The 17844-nt window shown below is 58.7% G+C and carries 15 protein-coding genes; 4 read left to right on the top strand and 11 right to left on the bottom strand.

The window, feature by feature from the left end; all coding sequences use genetic code 11:
* Nucleotides 1-13: 13 nt before the first annotated feature.
* Nucleotides 14-1156 (bottom strand): alanine racemase, encoded by a 1143-nt coding sequence (locus BCM02_RS03745; RefSeq protein ID WP_148927683.1) that lies wholly within the window; start codon nt 1154-1156, stop codon nt 14-16.
* 2 nt (nt 1157-1158) lie between these two features.
* A complete protein-coding gene (locus tag BCM02_RS03740) occupies nt 1159-1815 on the bottom strand; it encodes a helix-turn-helix transcriptional regulator (RefSeq protein ID WP_148927682.1) in 657 nt (218 codons plus the stop codon).
* A 468-nt stretch (nt 1816-2283) separates the two neighbouring features.
* Between BCM02_RS03740 and hemA the strand changes: the two genes are divergently transcribed.
* The gene (hemA, locus tag BCM02_RS03735; protein WP_148927681.1) at nt 2284-3618 is read left to right on the top strand and encodes a glutamyl-tRNA reductase; all 1335 of its coding nucleotides are present in this window, start codon (nt 2284-2286) and stop codon (nt 3616-3618) included.
* Nucleotides 3619-3919: 301 nt separating this feature from the next.
* Nucleotides 3920-5095 (top strand): M20 metallopeptidase family protein, encoded by a 1176-nt coding sequence (locus tag BCM02_RS03730; RefSeq protein WP_148927680.1) that lies wholly within the window; start codon nt 3920-3922, stop codon nt 5093-5095.
* Nucleotides 5096-5145: 50 nt separating this feature from the next.
* On the opposite strand, the gene BCM02_RS03725 is transcribed toward BCM02_RS03730, so the two are convergent.
* A complete protein-coding gene (locus BCM02_RS03725) occupies nt 5146-7413 on the bottom strand; it encodes a glycoside hydrolase family 127 protein (protein ID WP_148927679.1) in 2268 nt (755 codons plus the stop codon).
* A gap of 137 nt (nt 7414-7550) precedes the next feature.
* On the opposite strand from BCM02_RS03725, the gene BCM02_RS03720 reads away from it, so the two are divergent.
* Complete coding sequence (locus BCM02_RS03720; protein ID WP_148927678.1) at nt 7551-8444, top strand: helix-turn-helix transcriptional regulator; 894 nt, start codon at nt 7551-7553, stop codon at nt 8442-8444.
* Nucleotides 8445-8534: 90 nt separating this feature from the next.
* On the opposite strand, the gene BCM02_RS03715 is transcribed toward BCM02_RS03720, so the two are convergent.
* Nucleotides 8535-8867: a hypothetical protein gene (locus BCM02_RS03715; protein ID WP_148927677.1), complete on the bottom strand. Its 333-nt coding sequence runs from the start codon at nt 8865-8867 to the stop codon at nt 8535-8537.
* A 214-nt stretch (nt 8868-9081) separates the two neighbouring features.
* Between BCM02_RS03715 and BCM02_RS03710 the strand changes: the two genes are divergently transcribed.
* Nucleotides 9082-9864: a squalene/phytoene synthase family protein gene (locus BCM02_RS03710; RefSeq protein ID WP_148927960.1), complete on the top strand. Its 783-nt coding sequence runs from the start codon at nt 9082-9084 to the stop codon at nt 9862-9864.
* 163 nt (nt 9865-10027) lie between these two features.
* Here BCM02_RS03710 and BCM02_RS03705 read toward each other — a convergent pair whose 3' ends face one another.
* From BCM02_RS03705 to BCM02_RS03675, 7 genes are all read right to left on the bottom strand, one after another.
* Entirely contained in the window at nt 10028-10288 is a 261-nt protein-coding gene (locus tag BCM02_RS03705; RefSeq protein WP_148927676.1) for an HPr family phosphocarrier protein, read from the bottom strand.
* 2 nt (nt 10289-10290) lie between these two features.
* The gene (ptsP, locus tag BCM02_RS03700) at nt 10291-12015 is read right to left on the bottom strand and encodes a phosphoenolpyruvate--protein phosphotransferase (protein ID WP_148927675.1); all 1725 of its coding nucleotides are present in this window, start codon (nt 12013-12015) and stop codon (nt 10291-10293) included.
* 23 nt (nt 12016-12038) lie between these two features.
* Nucleotides 12039-13199 (bottom strand): mannitol-1-phosphate 5-dehydrogenase, encoded by a 1161-nt coding sequence (locus tag BCM02_RS03695; protein WP_148927674.1) that lies wholly within the window; start codon nt 13197-13199, stop codon nt 12039-12041.
* On the bottom strand, nt 13196-13633 hold the full coding sequence (locus tag BCM02_RS03690) for a PTS mannitol transporter subunit IIA (RefSeq protein WP_148927673.1): 438 nt from the start codon (nt 13631-13633) through the stop codon (nt 13196-13198). The genes BCM02_RS03695 and BCM02_RS03690 overlap by 4 nt, the downstream gene beginning before the upstream one ends.
* Nucleotides 13634-13635: 2 nt before the next feature.
* Nucleotides 13636-15696, bottom strand: a complete 2061-nt coding sequence (locus BCM02_RS03685; protein ID WP_187434006.1) for a BglG family transcription antiterminator — start codon at nt 15694-15696, stop codon at nt 13636-13638.
* 75 nt (nt 15697-15771) lie between these two features.
* Complete coding sequence (locus BCM02_RS03680) at nt 15772-17229, bottom strand: PTS mannitol transporter subunit IIBC (protein ID WP_148927671.1); 1458 nt, start codon at nt 17227-17229, stop codon at nt 15772-15774.
* Nucleotides 17230-17465: 236 nt separating this feature from the next.
* The gene (locus tag BCM02_RS03675) at nt 17466-17624 is read right to left on the bottom strand and encodes an aspartyl-phosphate phosphatase Spo0E family protein (protein WP_148927670.1); all 159 of its coding nucleotides are present in this window, start codon (nt 17622-17624) and stop codon (nt 17466-17468) included.
* Nucleotides 17625-17844: the final 220 nt, after the last annotated feature.

Genomic DNA, 17844 nt, shown 5'->3' with positions numbered 1-17844 from the left:
TTCGCGCGGCCGGCTACTCGAGCATGCCGCGAGCGGCGACGTCGAGCTGGCGAACGCGGTCTTCTTCGAGCAGATAGACTTTGTTATGCAAGTTGATCGTGCTGCATATATGATTGGGGATCACGCGCACGCGATCGCCGGGCGCAAGGGATGTGCCCGGCGTTGTTCGGAGCATGCCATGCTCTTCGGACAGCCGTTCGAGCAGCGCGCCAGGCGCCTCGAGCACGTGGCCGAAGCCTCGAAGCTGAAGCGGGTTCGTATTCGGCTGCACGTCCGTCGCGAACGTCTTGCTGCCGCCGTCGATGACCGCATGACCTTCTTCGGGTCTGCTCGTGACGACGGTCGCCAAGACATAAGCCGCGCATTGGTCGATCGCGCACGTGCCGAACTCGACCAGCGTGCGATCTTGAAACACATATGTACCCGGACGAATCTCGGTGACGCCCGGCACGGTCGCCGCGTATGTGCCGGTAGGCGAGGAGCCTACGCTAACGTCCTGTAAGGGAATGCCAGCTTCCCTAATACGCTCGGCAAGCTCGACCATCATCGCACCTTCCGCCTTGCCAGCAGCCTCGATATCCTTCGTCGGTTGGCCGTCCAACAGCGCGCCGCGGAAGGTATAGATGCCCGTCAAACGGAGTCCTTCCAAGCCGTGAACGAGTCGGGCAAGCTCCAGCGCTCCTTCGTAAGGTGCACCGGTCCGCCGAAGGCCCGTATCGATCTCCAGACGAACCTGAAGCGGATGTCCTTCGCTAATCGCGACCCGGGAGAGGACGCGGGCGCCTTCCTCGCTGTCGACGCCGACGATCAGGTTCGCGATTCGCTTGCTTAATAGGATCGCGCGGCGAATCTTGGATTCGGCGATAAGCGGGTACGCGATGAAAATATCGTCGATGCCGCCGTCCGCCATGATTTCCGCCTCCGATACCTTCGCGACGGTAATGCCGTGCGCGCCCGCCTCGATTTGCATCTTGGCGATGAGCGGCATCTTATGCGTCTTCGCATGGGGGCGCAGCTTCACGCCCGCTTGTCTGGCCAATTGCGCGGTCTGCGCGATATTGGCTTCCATAACGGCCGCGTCGATTACGATGCATGGCGTCTCGAGCCCGGCGAGCGCGGGATGCAGCGGCTGAACGGTGCCTTGCGACTGCGTCATGATTAGCCCTCCTCGGATTCGGAAGCGGATTTGCCTTCGTCCAGATAGCTGTAGAGCGTATACTTCGAGATGTTCAAGTAGGCGCACACGCGCTCGCCCGCTTTCTTCACGAGGAAGGCGCCTTTTGCGTTCAGCGCTTGAATGAATTTCACCTTGTCGTCCTTCGTCATATGCGCGACCGGGCGGCCGACCGCGTCTTGCGCTTCTTGAAGTAGCGCGTCGAGCAGGTCGCCGACGTTCGAGACGAACGATTCGCGCACGACCGGGCTTCCGCCGCCGAAGGTAAGGGACTGCAGCGTCTTCTCGGCCACGGCCAGGTCGGTAATATCGAAGTTAATGCACAGCGAGCCGACCGTCTGTCCGCTCTCGTTCTTCATATAGAGAGAGGTGGAGCGCAGCAGCCGACCGTCCTTCGTTTGGGTCACGTAACCGGACTTCGCGTCGCCGCTGGCATGGCCGCTCAGAATTTCGAGGCCGAGATTCGTGCCGGGATCGCCGACTTTGCGTCCGGTAATATGCCCGTTCTCGATCGCTACGATCGTGCTGTCGTATTCGCGCTGCAAATCATGCAGGACGACTTCGCAGTTCGGGCCGAATTGGGCGGCAAGCCCTTTGACGAGCGAGGTCAGGAAGGGCAGTTCATCTTGTATGGATTCCATGATCGGCTCCTTTCTATAGATCCCTAATGCCGGATTGTTGCCGACACGGACGGCATGAGCCGCTTCGCCTTGTCTAAGCATATATAAGCTTCGCGTATATAAATGCTGACACGGAAGGCAAAGCAAGTTTCACCTTGATGGTAGCACATTTTTCCATACGTGCAAACTAATAATTTGTCGAAATAACAAAAAGTTTGATCGTAAAATTGCGCAAGTCTTTCGGAGAAAAGATAGGGACGGTTCGAGGATCGGTTGAGGCGAGGGACAGGGAAATGAACTTAGAAAAATTAGCTCTCAAACCGCGGTGAGTCAATGTTATTGAAGTCGGTTTGGCTGAAATATCGTTTGTTATTTATAATGATTATAAAATAGTATTGATTTTTGTCGCCTTCATGATATGATGTGTACAAGAGGCACGAAATTGGGAATAACGGAACATAGGAACGTAGCAGAAAGGCAGTGTAGCACATGCGCATCATCGCGGCAGGCTTAAACTATAAGACGGCACCGGTTGACATTCGGGAGAAGCTGGCGTTATCCGAACACGAGATCGCGGACATGCTGGCCGGACTTCGCGGCTCCAAGAGCATTCTGGAAGGCGTCATCCTATCCACCTGTAACCGGACGGAAGTGTATGCGGTGGCGGAACGGAGAGAGCAGTTCATGCTCGATCTCGCTTATATGATGGAACGAAAATATGGTTTGAGCAAAGAACAATTCGCGGCTTCGTTCTATATTCATGAGGATAACGCGGCGGTCGAACATCTGTTCAAGGTCACGAGCGGGCTTGATTCGATGGTTGTCGGCGAGACGCAAATTTTGGGCCAGGTACGGGATGCCTTCTTATACTCGCAAAGCCTTCCTGCGACGGGCGCCGTATTCAACCGGCTGTTCAAGCAGGCGGTGACGTTGGCGAAACGACTGCATACCGAGACGAGAATCGGTCAGAAGCCGGTCTCGGTCAGCTATGCGGCGGTGGAGCTTGCGGCGCGCAAGATGGGTTCATTGGCAGGCAAGCGCATCGTGGTCGTCGGCGCCGGGCATATGAGCGAGCTGGCCGTCAAGCATATGCAGGCAAGAGGAGCGGACGGGATCACCGTCGTGAATCGATCCTACCACAATGCTGCTCAATTCGCGGGCCGGCATGGCATCGCCGCCAGTTCTTGGGAGACGCTTCCCGAACTGCTGAGCGGAGCCGAGTTGGTGACGGCGGCTACCGGTGCCGCCGAGCCGGTCGTATCGGCGGCCATGCTGCGAACGGCAAAGTTGAACCGAAGCGAACCGCTTCTCATGATCGACATGGGCGTTCCGCGCGATATCGATCCGCTCGCGGACGAGCTGGACGGCGTGACGCTTGTCGATATCGACCGGCTTGGCGCGATCGTGAACGAAAATACGGATGCAAGAGCGAAGGAAGCGCTCAAGTTGACGCCGGTCATCCAGAAGGAACGCAACGACTTCGCCCAATGGATGAAAGAGCTCGGCGTCGCGCCGGCCATCGCCGCGCTGCGAGAGAAGGCGGATGCGGTGCGAGAGAGCGCGTATCAGGATATTCTCAAGAAACTACCGGAGCTGGACGAGCGAGAGCGGAAGGTGATCGGTAAATTAACCAAGAGCATCGTCAATCAGCTGCTGCGCGATCCGATCCTGAATATTAAGGAGCTGGCGACCGAACGCGGCGGCGAAGATGCGATTGAGGCGTTTACCCGTATTTTCGGGATCGAAGACGAGGCGAAACGATTGGCCGAACCGAATGCGGCGGAGTCAGCAGACGGCAGAGATATTCGGAATGCAATTGCATAATAAAAGTAAAAATTGGCATGAAAATAGTCTCCGGATAAGCTGGAGACTATTTTTTGTTGATTTCAGTCTTTTAATGTCGATTGAAATTGAGATTATTAAATAGTTATTCGATATATAAATGCTAAATAATTACATATAAAAATTATAAACATCTCATTTTGTACTTGATAAATGAGGTAGGCTGGTATAATATTCGGAATATTACAATTAGGAAGCGGATACAACGCCGTTTCAATGGCATTAGCGTGAGTGGATTACATATAACAAGAAAAAGAGAAGTTTCAGGAGAGGGCGTATGCGCATGCTGGAGGTTTTGTACAAGGAATTGGTGAAGAGCGAGGACGAAATCATCGGGTGGCGCCGCTACTTGCACCAGAATCCGGAGCTGTCGTTTCAGGAGACTCGGACGGCTCGGTTCATCGCCGATCATCTGAAGTCATTCGGATTGGAAGTCAAGGAAGGCGTTGGCGGCAACGGGATTCTTGCGTATCTTCGCGGCGGTTCCGAAGGTCCGACGATCGCGTTCCGCGCGGACTTCGACGCGCTGCCGATTCAGGACGAGAAGGACGTGCCGTACAAATCGCAGGTGCCTGGCGTGATGCATGCCTGCGGACATGACGGACACACGTCGGCGCTGCTTGGCGTGGCCCGCGTATTGAGCAACGTGCGCGATCAACTGAAAGGCAATATCGTCTTCATTTTCCAGCATGCGGAGGAGCTGCCGCCTGGCGGCGCCAAAGGCATGATCGAAGCCGGCGCTCTGGAGGGAGTCGACGCCGTATACGGCATCCACCTTGCATCCGATCTTCCGCTCGGCAAGATCGGACTAAAGGAAGGTCCCGCGATGGCGGCGGCCGACGCGTTCACCGTGCACATCTTCGGCAAGGGCGGACACGGCGCCATGCCGCACACGACCGTCGATTCGATCGTGGTCGGCTGCCAAGTCGTGAACGGCCTGCAGCAGATCGTCAGCCGTCGCGTGAACCCGATTCAACCCGCGGTCGTCTCCGTTGGCGTATTCCAAGCGGGTAACGCGTTCAACGTCATCGCGGACAAGACGAAACTGCAGGGGACCGTTCGCACTTTCAACAAGACGCTGCGGTCCGAGATCGAGGCGGAGATTCGTACCATCATCGCCGGCATTACGTCGGCGTACCATGCGGGACATGAGATTGAATATACGAACGGTTATCCGCCGGTCGTCAATGCGCCGGAGGAGACGGCTCGCGTACAGCGCCTAATTAGCAGCGTATACGGAGAAGAAGCCTTGCTCACGCTGGATCCGCAGATGGGAGCGGAAGACTTCGCGTATTATTTGGAGCAGCGTCCGGGCGCATTCTTCCACGTCGGCGCCCGCAACGACGACGAGCGTACCCACTACGCGCATCATCATCCTAGATTCGATATCGACGAACGCGCCTTGCTTATTTCGGGCAAAATGTTCCTCTCGCTCGCCTTGGATTACTTAACCGATTGAAAAAAGACAGCCAAGCGGGAAACTTCTCGCTTGGCTGTCTTGCATCTGACTTAGGGCATACGCACGATCCGGATACCCGCCACGGGCGCGACTTTGCGGCCCGGATGAGCGCGGAACGCGACCGGAATCGAATCTTGGCCGGCCGTGACGTCCAGCGGGATGTCATACACGTACGTGACGAATTTGTTCATCTCTTCCGATTCGACTCGTCCGTCCGCCAGCGCTTCGCCGCCGGCGAGCACGTCGAAGCCGAGCTTCTCGTCCGAAGAACGGATATACGTGACGGCCAACCGGACCGGCTCGTCAGGCAGCACGCGCATCGTGAACGCGAACCAGCCGCTTGGCCACGTATCGCGATATTTGCGGTTGTACATTTTGCCGAGCCCGACGTGCTCGCCCTCGAACGCATGGTCGCGCTCCGGCTGCATCTCGGCCGGCTGCACGGCATCGACCGTCTGGCGCTCGAGCCGCTGCTGCGCCTCGATGGATTCGCGATAAGCCGCTTCTTCGCCGCGCCAGCCTTCCGGGGTGAAGAAGTCCCAATAGACCGTGTAGGCGCGGTCGTAGAGTTGATAGAACGGCCGCAGCGTAAGGTCGCCGCGGTATGCGACGCCCGTCAGACGCAGGGCGCCGGGATGGTCCGGATCCGGCGAGAGCGCCGAAGTCAGCTCGGCCCGTCGTCCGATCAGCACGGAGGCGAGCGGCCACTCGGCGTCATCCGAACGATTGTCGGCAATCTCGCCAAGGTCGCCTGCAAGCACGAGCGGACCGTAGAGGAACGCGATCCGGTTCGGGTTGTCCGGCATCGTCTCGACCCGAACGGAGAACGGCATCACGTATTCCACCGTGTCGCCGTCCGTCCATTCGCGAGCAATGGAGACGTAGGAGGAAGGCACGGCTTCCCCGATCGGCCATGCTTCGCCGTTGACGCGGATTTGCATGCCGTTCTGCGCCCAATGCGGATATCGAATATACAACGTGAACGAGCCCGGAGCGGCATCGCCGTCCGACCGAACGACAAGACGTCCGCTGCCAGTCGTCGGGAAATCGGTTTCCTGCGATAACGTCACGCCTCGCTCGGCCCACTGCACGGAAGACGGTACGAACTGGTTGACGACGAGCGCGTCCTCCGATTTGAAATACAAGCCCGCGCCGTAGAGCGAATGGCTCTCCATGCCGGAGCCGACGCAGCAGGTGAAGTCTTCGAACTGACTGTTGAACGTCTTGTGACCGCCCATCTCGAGCGAGACGAAATAACAGACGCGTCCGTCCACGGGCTGCTGGGAAGCGAGCACATGATTGAACATGGCGCGTTCGTAGTAATCCGCGTATTCCGCAACGCCGTCCCAACGGATAAGGTGGCGCGTCAGCTTGAGCATGTTGTACGTGTTGCACGTCTCGCAGGTGCCTTCGCCCAGCCGGTCGTTCAGCATCCCCGGATCGCCGAAATGCTCGTTGTAGCTGTTGCCGCCGATGACATAGGAATGATGGTGGACGACGCGGTCCCAGAAGTAACGCGCGATGCCCGCATAGTGAGGCTTGCCGGACACTTCATACTGTCTGGCTGCCCCGATGATTTTCGGAATTTGCGTGTTCGCGTGCCGGCCGCCGAGCGTATCCCGCTCCTCGGCCAAGTCGTTCAGCACCTCGCCATGATAGAAGCGCTCGGCCAGACGCAGGAAGCGCGCGTCGCCCGTATCCGCTGCGAGATCGGCCAGCGCTTCGTTCATGCCGCCGAATTCGCAATGAAGCACTTGCTGCACTTGTGCTTCGCTGAGTTCGGCCAGGATGTCTTCGAGCCACAGGCCGAGCTTGATCTCGACCTCGAGGGCGCGCTCGTTCGACGCGTAGCGGTACGCATCGCGAAGGCCCGCATACAACTTGTGCATCGTATACAGCGGGACCCAGCCGCCGTTCAAATCGAAGCCTTGCGAGCGGATGTCGCCGGCTTTGATTTCCTGGAACAGCTCCTTGCCGCGCGGGATGCCGGATACGTAGCCGTCGCCATGCGCCTCTTGGCAGAGCGCCAGCTCGTCCACCACATATGCGGCTCGTTCCTTCAAGGCGGGATCGCCGGTCGCCGCATACATGAGCGAGCAGCCGGACAAGTAGTGGCCGAGCGTATGCCCGCTAATTCCGCGGGATTCCCAGCCTTCATAACGTGGCGCTTTCGGTTCGAGCCCGGCAAATTCGCGGAAACGGGACAATAATCGATCCGCATCCAGTTTGAGCAAGTAGTCTCGGTTCAAGTCCATGGCGTTCTTAAGCGGTCCGCCGTCAATGCGTACCTGCTTCAGATCAAAGGCGTTCAATTGCAACCCGTATCACTCCTGAAGTACTTGCGCCGCGAGAGCGGGCTAGTGTATATTTTATCAAAACATTATCATGGGATTGCCGATTTGTCGGTAGAAGAACAAGACCAATAGTGGACAAATCCGACCAGAAGGGGCAGGGGATGAAAGGATTGACGATCCCGCTCGCGCAGCCGGTCCGATTCCATGCAGCCGGCGAGTTCCTGTCGGAGACCGAGTGGAAGCACATGGAGCGCGCAATAGGGAATTATGAATTGATCATCGGCATCGAGGAGACGGCGTACATTCGAGAGGAAGCGAGCACGTTCGACGTCGGGCCTGGCGATCTGCTGCTGCTATGGCCGGGCAGGACGCACGGCGGTTACCGGTTATCCCGGCCGGGCGTGAAGTTTTGGTGGATTCATTTTGACGCGGAGGAGATGGAGACGCTCTCGGAAGAGCGATGGAAGCAAGAGGCGGAGGAGCTGCTGCACCGACCGCAGCGGGCGTGGGCGTCCGATCGGCTGTTCCTGCCGCAATTCATGCGGGGGATGCAGGCCGAGCGCGTGCCGATCTTGGTCAAGCAGCTCCTCCATGTCGCCAACTCGAACTACATGACGAAGCAGGCGGCCGATTATTTGCTCACGTCGCTGCTGATCGAGATTTCGGAGCATGCGCTGCATCGCTTCGAGAGCGGAGCGGCCAAGGCCGAGCGGGGCAATTTGCAGTTCGCCACCATCGCGGAATGGACGCGCATCCACGCGAGCTCGCCGCTGGCCGCTTCGGACATCGCGGAGCGATTCAACTATAACAAGGATTACCTGACGCGGCTGTTCAAGAAGCATACGGGCGAAGGGCCGCTCGCATTCATCCACAAGGTTCGTCTCGGCAAAGCGAAGGAGCTGTTGACGCGCACCGACCAGTCGATCGGGGAGATCGCGCGCGCGTCCGGGTTCCAGGACGAGAAGTATTTCATGCGGCTATTCCGGCAGTATGAGCGGATGACGCCGTCGCAATATCGGAATGCGTACCACCGGACGTTTCTGAATAATTTTTGACGCGCGAATGAGCCTGACCGCAGTAGGAGCGGCAGGCTGGGATTCGTTTGCTATCGGCGGCACTAGCTCACCGGCCAGTGCTCGCGGCGACTAATCGTCGATCGTAATGTCGGCTTCCGCCTCGGCGGTCATTTTGCGGCTGTCGATGATCCGTTTCTTGAAGACGCCTTCCTCATGGGAGATGATTTCTTCGTTGAAATGGATGTCCACGTTGCTCAGCGATACGTCCGACTCTTCGTTGGCCAACACTTCGCTGCCGAACTCTTCGGTAATATTGTCGAGCGCCTTGCGCTTGACGAACTGCGCGGCTTCTTCCTTGGCCGAGCGACTGTCGCGCTCGTTGACCTCGACCGATATTTTGCCGCTTTCGATATGCCGTTTGTAAGAGATGGGAATCAGCTCCTTTCTTTGTAAGATGGCCACAAAATTCCGCTCTCATGCATGCGTCCGGCACCGTGGAAAAGGGTAATAACACGTGCTCCGCAAAGTTGCATCGGCTTGTCTAATGTGAGAAAATCGTACCATATGAATGTTTTAGCGCGGAGATGCCTTTATCCGATATCATGATTCATTTGCCGCTGCACACTTGTTGACTTTGGAGGGAACACCTATTACGACTATGATCCATCAAGATGCCATGACGATGTTAAAGAAGACGAGCCGCACCTTCTTCATCCCGATCAGCCGTTTGGAAGGCCAGCTGCAGGAGGCGGTCGCTTCCGGCTATCTGTGCATGCGGGCGATCGACGAGATCGAAGACCATACCGACTTGGACGACGAATTGAAAATCAAACTGCTGCAGGACGTCCGCGACTCGTTCCGCTCCGACGAGCCCCTCGCGCGCGCGCGGGACGTGCTGGCGCCTTACAAGCATGATCTGCCGGAAGTCAGCTGGCAGCTGCACGAATGGGCCGGTCTATGTCCGTCGGATATCGCACCGACGGTGTATCGCTATACCGCGAAAATGTCCGACGAGATGGCGTATTGGGTGGACAAGAAGTGGATCATCGATACGGAAGAGGATCTGGACCGTTATACATACAGCGTCGCCGGCATGGTCGGCGAGATGCTGTCGGAGCTATGGCTGTGGAACGACGGCACGCAATCCGACCGGGGCCGGGCGGTAGCCTTCGGACGCGGCCTGCAGGCGGTCAACATTCTTCGCAACAAGGCGGAAGACGGCACGCGCGGCGTCAGCTTCTTCCCGAAGGGCTGGGGCATGGACGAGATGCTCGCCTACACGCGCCGTAATTTGAAGGAAGCCGACGCCTATTTGGCCGAGCTGAAGGAAGGGCAGGCGAAGGCGTTCTGCAAAATCCCGTTGGCGCTCGCGCACGCGACCGTCAAGCTCATCTCGGGCGGCGGCAACAAGCTGACGCGGGACGCGGTCTTGAAGATCGTGAACAAGCTCAGCGGGTAACCAATAGTTGGCAAGAGGAAGAGCGGGCGCGCGGTGCGTCCGCTTTTTCTTTGACATATTGGGCAAGGTAAAATGGGAGTGACGAAAAAAGTACGCAGCCTATGACGGCCGCGTACTTTTTTCGTTGTGCGCGAAGGAGAGCATACATGCGCTATGAGGACGATTATTCGTACATTTGGGTTAACAGGGCGCCGAGCGCTTCCATCGCTTGCTCTTCTTGCTCGCCGTCGATCTCGAGCGTTACCTCGTCGTGCTGGGCGATGCCGAGCGTCAAGAGGCCGATCGAGCTTTTGCCGTTCGCTTTTTTGCCTTTGTTCAGCAAAGTGACTTTGCAGGGAAAGCCGTTGGCGGCCTGGACGAACGTTTTGGCCGGCCGGACATGGAAGCCGGTCGGGTTGATCACGGTGAACGTTTGCGTAAGCATAGTTAATTCGCTCCTTTAAGCTGGTGTTGGACAAATTGCAGGACGTCTTCCTGCGAGCGCATCGTCAGCGCTTGTTCGGCCAGACGCGACCATTCGTGCTTGGATAATCCCGCGATCAGTTCGCGCGTCGGCAATACGGATCCCGCGCTCATGCTGAATTCGTGGAGACCCAGTCCGAGCAGGAGAGGAACGGCCGACGGGTCGCCGGCCATCTCGCCGCACATGCCGACCCACTTGCCTTCGCGTTCCGCGGCGCGGATGACCATGTTGACGAGGCGTAGAATCGTCGGATGACAAGGTTGATATAGGTAAGCGACCGATTCGTTCATGCGGTCGGCGGCCATCGTATATTGAATGAGATCGTTCGTACCGATGCTGAAGAAGTCGACTTCCTTGGCGAATAGATCGGCAGCGACCGCGGCGGAAGGCACTTCGATCATCATGCCGACTTCGATATGGGCGCCAAGCTCGACGCCTTCCGCTTCGAGCTTGGCGCGCTCTTCGGCCAAGACGCGTTTCGCTTCCAGCAATTCGTCCAGCACGGCGATCATCGGGAACATGATCTTGAGATTACCGAAGCGGCTCGCTCGCAGGAGCGCCCGAAGCTGGGTCCGGAACAGGTCCTCGCGCTTCAGGCAGAAGCGGAGCGCCCGCAGGCCGAGGAAGGGGTTGCTTTCCTTCGGCAAATTCAAGTACGGCAACTCCTTATCCCCGCCGATATCGAGCGTCCGGATGACGACGGGCTTGCCTTCCATTTTCTCCAGTACGACCCTATAGCTATTCATCTGCTCCTCTTCGCTCGGCAGCGAATCGCGCCCCATATAGAGGAACTCGGTGCGGAATAGGCCTATGCCTTCGGCGCCGTTCACCAGCGCTTTGGCGACATCCTCGACGCGGCCGATGTTGGCGGCCAATTCGACGCGCGCGCCGTCAAGCGAAGCGGTCGGCTGCTCTTTCAGCCGGGTAAGGGTGGTCTTGCGCTCGTCGTACCGCTGCTTCCTCGTCCCGTATTCGGCCAATTCTTCGTCCGTTGGATTCACGATTACGCGGCCTTCCAGCGCATCCATGACGACGAGCGTGCCGGTCGGCAGGCCAAGCAGCGATTCGCCGATCCCGACGATGGCCGGCACGTCCAAGGAACGGGCCATGATGGCGGAGTGGGAGGTGCGGCTGCCGACGACGGTCACGAATCCTTGCACCGCCTCGAGATTGAGCTGCGCCGTGTCCGATGGCGTCAGATCCTCGGCGACAATAATGCAGGTTTCAGCCAGGGTCGACAAATCCTGGTGCGGTTCGCCGAGCAGATGGCTGGTCACGCGGGAAGCGATGTCGCGAATATCGACCGCGCGTTCGCGCAGGAGCTCGTTGTCCATCGATTCAAGCATCGCGATGAACGTACCTGCGACTTCGCGAAGCGCGTATTCGGCGTTCACCGCCTCCTCGGCGATCTTGTCGTTCGTCGCGTCGATGAGCTCGGGGTCTTCCAGGAGCATCAGATGACCTTCGAAAATCTCGGCTTTCTCCGCGCCGAGTCGTTGCTCGGTCAGCTGTCGAATCTGTTCGAGCTCGGTTCTCGACTGTTCGATTGCCGCCGCGAACCGGGCTTGCTCCGCTCGTGGGTCGGCCACGTGCTCGCGCAGCGGAGCAGGGCGGGCGGGTTTCAAGGTGACGATGGGGGCAATCGCGTAACCGGGCGAGGCGGCGATTCCAGTAAGGTTATGACTCATGGCGTATACCTCCTTCTCTTCGGTTAGGCTTGCTCCCGAGGGCGCATGGATTCATAATGGCGGATGACTTCGGCATGAATCGGATGTTCTTCCGCGAGGCCGGTATAGCGTTCGATCGTCGCCGACAAGCCTTCGGCCTGCAGCGACTGCTGAAGTTCGGCAGCCTCGGGGTCGTCCGCGTAATCGAATCGCAGCGCGGCGGCCATGGCGGCGGCAAGCTGCGCGTAACCCAAGCCGTTCTCCAAGGCGAGCAGGGCAGGGCGGACCAACCGATCGTTCGGCGACAGCTTCCGGATCGGCGAACGGCCGACGCGCTCGACTTCATCGCTCAGATGCGGATTCGTGAACCGGCTCAGGATTTTGTCGATGTATCGGGCGTGTTCGTCCGCAGGGAAGCCATACTTGCGAATGAGCACCGCGCCGGTCTCATCGAGCACGCCGCGTACTTTGGCGGTTACCGTCTCGGCTGCCATCGCTTCTTGGATCGTTCGGCATCCGGCTAGGTAGCCGTGGTAAGCGGCGGTGCAATGTCCCGTATTGACCGTGAACAGCTTCCGTTCAATGTAAGGCTCCAAGCCATCCACGTAATGAACGCCGGCAATGTCGGAGAAGCCCGGCAGCATGGCAGAGCGGTCGACGACCCATTCATAGAATGGCTCGACGGTCACATGCAGCGGATCGTCATGGTGCTGAATCGGCACGATGCGGTCGACGGCGGCGTCGGGGAAGGCAATGTATCGTTCGAATGCCACATGCAGCTCGCCCGGGAGATGTCCGAGCACCAGCTCCTTCAGCTGGGTGCTTCCGCCGATCGCGTTCTCACAGGCGATCACGTGAAGCGGCGCGGGCTGTTCGGCTTGAAGGCGAAGCGCGATGCCTTGCGCGAGAGCGCCCGCGATATGCTTCAGAATGTGGACGCCGACGGCGGTCGTGACCAGATCGGCATTGGCTACCGTCTCGGCGACGAGCCGCGCGTCCTTGCCGTCGATCGCATCGACGCCTTCTACGCGGATTAGCTCATCGCTGCCATCCGCCAGCGACACCGTATAAGCACGCTTGGATTTAAGGGCGTTCACGAGCGCGTCGTTCACGTCGGAGAAGACGACCTCATAGCCGGCACGGGTGAGAAGGAGGCCGATGAAGCCACGACCGATATTGCCGGCGCCGAAATGAACGGCCTTCATCCTTCCATCCCCCTCTCGAAGATCGCGATCAGCTCTTCCGCGGAAGCGGCGTTCAGAATCCGGGCCATGTTCTCGTCATCGGAGACGAGCATGGCCACGTTGGTCAGGAGCTCCAGATGATCGTCCCCGGCGGCGGCGATCCCGATAACCAAGTTCGCCGGTTCGCCTTCGCCGAAATCGACGCCTTCGGGAAGCACGACAATCGACAAACCGGTCGAGCGGATCAAGGTTTTCGCTTCGTTCGTGCCATGCGGGATCGCAAGTCCTCCGCCCATATAGGTGGAGAGGGCGTTCTCGCGCTCGATCATTTTCTCCACGTACTCGGCCGGCACGTGGCCCGCTTGGACGAGCAGCTCGCCGGCAAGGCGGATCGCTTCGTATTTGTCGTTCGCAACGGCATTTAATTTTACTTTATCGGTCGATAGAATAGGCATGGTTAAACTCTCCAATCCATTTTTGATTTAATGACGTGCTCCAGCTCGCCGGCAAGAAAGACGCGTATCTGTTCTGTATCGCCGTCTTCCAGCAGCGCCATCGTTTCCGGCAGGAGCAGCAGGGCGCTAATTTCGCTTAAGATGGCAAGCGCGGACTTCGACAACTCGATCGGCGCGAGCATGAGCAGAAGCTGTCGCGCGCCTGCGCCGCCCGAGAGCGCGACCGGATGGTCGAGCCGGAACAGGAGCAGGAGCGGGAAGCGGACGGCGTCGCTGCGGGTATGCACGAGGGCGAGCTCGGTGTCGGGAATGAGCTGGCTGCCGTGCCGCTCCCGCTCGAGAAGTCCGTCGACTACCGGCGCCGTGTCGGTCAACGCGCCGATGTCGAACGCGTAGCCGCAGATGGCGTGCAGAATCGTCTCGAATTCGGTGCCGAGCGGCCATGTCAGCGAGATGGCGTCGAACCGCTCGATCAGCGCGTGCGCCTCGAGCGCGTGATCGCGAAGCCCGGCCAATCGGGCGATGGCATTCAGCTCCGAAGGCGCGGCGGACGGCTTGGCAAGGCTAGTTTCATCCCGAGCGACGGCAGGGGATGCCGCCAGATTATGGACGAACTTCCGAAGCCGTTCCGTCTCCTCCGCCGTGAGGAGGGGACTTAATTTAATGTAACGCTCCGGCTTAATGGGCAAATCAACGGTCGAGATAATGAGATCGTAATCCGACGGCGGAGTCCGGACGGCTTCGAACCAGGACACCCGCCCGATCAGTTCGATTTGCGGCAGTTCCTTCGTGATGCGGACCGCCAACATCTTGGACGAGCCGATGCCGCTCGTGCAGACGAGAAGGGCGCGTACGGGAACGGTCAATAGATTGGCGCGCTCCAGCGCCGCGCCAAAATGCATCGTCAGGAAGCCGATTTCTTCTTCGGGAAGCTCGTAACCGCTCAGCTTCCGTGCCGCTGCTTCGCGAACGGCCTCGTACAGCTCGGCGTAATCCCGTTTAATCTGAAGCAGCAGCGGGTTGCGAATTTGCTGTCCTTCCCGGATTCGCTGCAGGACGGGCTCCATATGATGTAGGAGACCTTCGATGAGCGAGCGGTCGCGCATTAGCGAGGCACCGAGCAGGTTCTCCACCTCTGCGACGAGCTCTACGACGATCTCGATCTGCGGGAAGTGCTCGGCGACCGGAACTTGCTCGGACGCGTCCCAACCGGATAGCAAGTGAGCCGCATACGCCAGCTCGCGCTCCGGCAAATCGGCGTCCAGGAAGCGCGCGTACGCTTGCGCCCGTTCGGCATCGCGCGGCGTCGGTTCCGCCGGCATCGCATCGACGATGCGGCCGCCGAGATAACGGGAGAGGGCGATCGCGAGGCGGAGGACAAGAAGCGTGTACGACTCTTCGGAAAGCTTCGTTCTGTGCTGCTCCTCCAGCCGCCATAGCGCTTTCTCGACGCGGAAGAAGCCTTCGAGCCCGATCATCTCCAGCAACCGGTCGCGAATCGGCGAATGTCCGGCGTCATCGGCTGGTTCGAACAAATCCGCCGGGTCGAGAAATTGGCGGGCCAGCCGGAAGATGAACCGCCGGATGGCCCGTTCGCTGCCTTGAAGCTCGACGCCGTAGCCGCGGCGCCGCTCAAGCGCGAGACCCGATCCGGTTAATAGCGATTCCCATTCGTCCAGATCGTGGCTGATCGTCGGAATCGCCGCTTGCAGTTCATGCGCGAGCGCAAACAGCTTCGTCGGTTCGGATTCTTCGATGAGCCGTAGTATCGTCAGTACTTTGCGTTCTTGCGCGCTATGTCCGAGGCCGGCCGCATCCGCATGCTTGAGCGTGCGGCGGAACGCGTCCAGTTTCTCGGGTTCGGCGTCTAGCGCAAGTCCGGAGCCGGATTTGCGCAGCAGGGCGATGCCGGCTCCGGACAAGGCGGTCTCGATATCCTGCAGCTCGCGGTGGACGGTTCTCGCGCTTACGCGGACGGATTCCGCGATTTCCGCGACGGTGATGCCGTCCGGCCGGTTCGTAAGCAGCGCCGCGATTTGGCGCTGCCGGTTCGACATTTTCATGGGCATCATCCTACGTCTTGGAATAAAAGAGCTGTAACGCCGATGCCAGCGGCGTCAGCGTTACAGAGGCGTACGTTACGACAACCGTTTGACGAGGTCGTCGTACTCCGGACTTTTCAGGAAATTATCGATCGAGATGTGTTCGGCGTTCGGCGCTTTCTGCTTCGCGCGGTCGGTCAGCGTCTTATGCGTGATGACAATGTCCGCGTCGGCGGGGATGTCGCTGATAGCCGTGTTCACGACGGTGACCGGAATGCCGGCGGTCGTGATCTTCTTCCTTAATATGGACGCGCCCATGGCGCTCGATCCCATGCCGGCATCGCAGGAGAAGACGATTTTGCTGACGTCCGCTTTGGCGCGCTGACCGGCGGCGGAAGGGACGTATGCCGCGGCAGCGGTTGCGCCTGCAGCCGAAGCCGTAGGAGCGGCAATGCCCGCGCTCTTCATTTCCTTCATCTTGGCCGAAGCTTGCTCCAGTTCGTCGTCTTGCTCGGTCTTGCGGGTCGTCTTAAGCAGCAGCGCCGCGACGATGAAGGAGACGAGAGCGCCGGAGATAACGCCGGTGAAGATCGCGAACATGCCGCCTTTAGGCGCCATCGCGATGTAGGCGAAAATACTGCCCGGCGACGGCGGCGCGACAAGACCCGCATTGAAGAGGGAGAACGTCGCCGTGCCGGCTACGCCGCCCGCGATCGCCGCCAGAATAAGACGCGGGTTCATGAGCACGTACGGGAAGTAAATTTCGTGAATCCCGCCGAAGAAGTGGATGATCGCGGCGCCGGGCGCCGATTGTTTGGCCGAACCGCGTCCGAAGATGCAGTACGCCAGCAAGATGCCAAGACCCGGACCCGGGTTCGACTCGAGCATGAAGATGATCGATTTGCCGACTTCCGATGCCTGTTCCAGCGCGATCGGGCTGAGTACGCCATGGTTGATCGCATTGTTAAGGAACAGAATTTTGCCCGGCTCGATAAGCACGTTGGCGAAGGCGAGCAAGTGGTTGTCGATCAGGAATTCGACGCCGTCGGCAAGCACGTTGCTGATCGCCTGAACGATCGGGCCGATCGCCTTGAACGCGATGACGGCGAGAATGCCGCCGATGATGCCGGACGAGAAGTTGTTGACGAGCATTTCGAATCCGGACTTGATTTTCCCTTCGACCGCTTTGTCGAATTGCTTCAGCACCCAGGCCGCGCCGGGACCGACGAGCATCGCGCCCAGGAACATCGGAATGTCGGCGCCGATGACGACGCCCATCGTCGCGACGGCGCCGATGACGCCGCCCCGCGTCCCATGGATCATCGTGCCGCCGGTGTAGCCGATCAAGAGCGGCAGCAGATACTTGATCATCGGGTCGACAAGCTTGGCCAGTTCTTCGTTCGGAATCCAGCCGGTCGGAATGAAGAGCGCCGTGATGAGTCCCCAAGCGATGAACGCGCCGATGTTCGGCATGACCATTCCGCTGAGGAAGCGCCCGAATCGTTGTACTGCCACCCGGACACCTTCTTTTTGTGGTTGTACGGTGTTGGACATCAGGTAATCCTCCCTTTATTTCGTCGCGCCCGCATCGTTAGCATCAGATAACGGGGATGACTCCATCCTAATGGAGAACGCTTACAGCTTCAATTCAAGGAAAACCAGGTTTCGTCAGTAACGCTGTTGCCAACATTTGAATTGGCGGCAGGCATAACAAAAAGAACCGGGGCATTAGCGGCAAGGGGCGCTTGGCTATTCCACGGCTCTCGGATGTTTGGCATATGTAGGGCAGATCATGCGGTTTTCGGCATTTGCATCGATTGCACGATGAGCAAATCCAGCTGCTGGCTCCAATAAATAACCTCGGGATGGAGCAGGTTCATGCCGTGCTTCTCCGCAACATCAACCATTTTCGAACGCAGCCGATTGATCATAGGATTCATTTCCGCCATCTGGGCACCATCCCTTTTCCGAAGTTATGAGCCTAGTATAAACCGCATATGTGAGAAAACAATTAGAAAAGCGTGAATATCAGGCATTGTTCCGAATGATTACCTCTCCATCCTCCATATACCCGCTCCAATTCGTATCAAAACAGATGGAAACAAGGCGGAACGGTTATCGCCGTCTGTTAGCGGCGATGGGAGTTACGTTCCGGAGACATAGAGGCTG

The sequence above is a fragment of the Paenibacillus methanolicus genome (genome assembly GCF_008124765.1).
In the GTDB taxonomy this organism is placed as follows: Bacteria; Bacillota; Bacilli; order Paenibacillales; family Paenibacillaceae; genus Paenibacillus_Z; species Paenibacillus_Z methanolicus.
This window is presented reverse-complemented; position numbering and strand designations above follow the sequence as displayed.

Bases quoted from the DNA above. Each gene is read 5' to 3' on its own strand.
- BCM02_RS03745 (WP_148927683.1), bottom strand. From the start codon at position 1,156: ATGACGCAGTCGCAAGGCACCGTTCAGCCGCTGCATCCCGCGCTCGCC.
- BCM02_RS03740 (WP_148927682.1), bottom strand. From the start codon at position 1,815: ATGGAATCCATACAAGATGAACTGCCCTTCCTGACCTCGCTCGTCAAA.
- hemA (WP_148927681.1), top strand. From the start codon at position 2,284: ATGCGCATCATCGCGGCAGGCTTAAACTATAAGACGGCACCGGTTGAC.
- BCM02_RS03730 (WP_148927680.1), top strand. From the start codon at position 3,920: ATGCTGGAGGTTTTGTACAAGGAATTGGTGAAGAGCGAGGACGAAATC.
- BCM02_RS03720 (WP_148927678.1), top strand. From the start codon at position 7,551: ATGAAAGGATTGACGATCCCGCTCGCGCAGCCGGTCCGATTCCATGCA.
- BCM02_RS03710 (WP_148927960.1), top strand. From the start codon at position 9,082: ATGACGATGTTAAAGAAGACGAGCCGCACCTTCTTCATCCCGATCAGC.
- BCM02_RS03705 (WP_148927676.1), bottom strand. From the start codon at position 10,288: ATGCTTACGCAAACGTTCACCGTGATCAACCCGACCGGCTTCCATGTC.
- ptsP (WP_148927675.1), bottom strand. From the start codon at position 12,015: ATGAGTCATAACCTTACTGGAATCGCCGCCTCGCCCGGTTACGCGATT.
- BCM02_RS03695 (WP_148927674.1), bottom strand. From the start codon at position 13,199: ATGAAGGCCGTTCATTTCGGCGCCGGCAATATCGGTCGTGGCTTCATC.
- BCM02_RS03690 (WP_148927673.1), bottom strand. From the start codon at position 13,633: ATGCCTATTCTATCGACCGATAAAGTAAAATTAAATGCCGTTGCGAAC.
- BCM02_RS03685 (WP_187434006.1), bottom strand. From the start codon at position 15,696: ATGAAAATGTCGAACCGGCAGCGCCAAATCGCGGCGCTGCTTACGAAC.
- BCM02_RS03680 (WP_148927671.1), bottom strand. From the start codon at position 17,229: ATGTCCAACACCGTACAACCACAAAAAGAAGGTGTCCGGGTGGCAGTA.
- BCM02_RS03675 (WP_148927670.1), bottom strand. From the start codon at position 17,624: ATGGCGGAAATGAATCCTATGATCAATCGGCTGCGTTCGAAAATGGTT.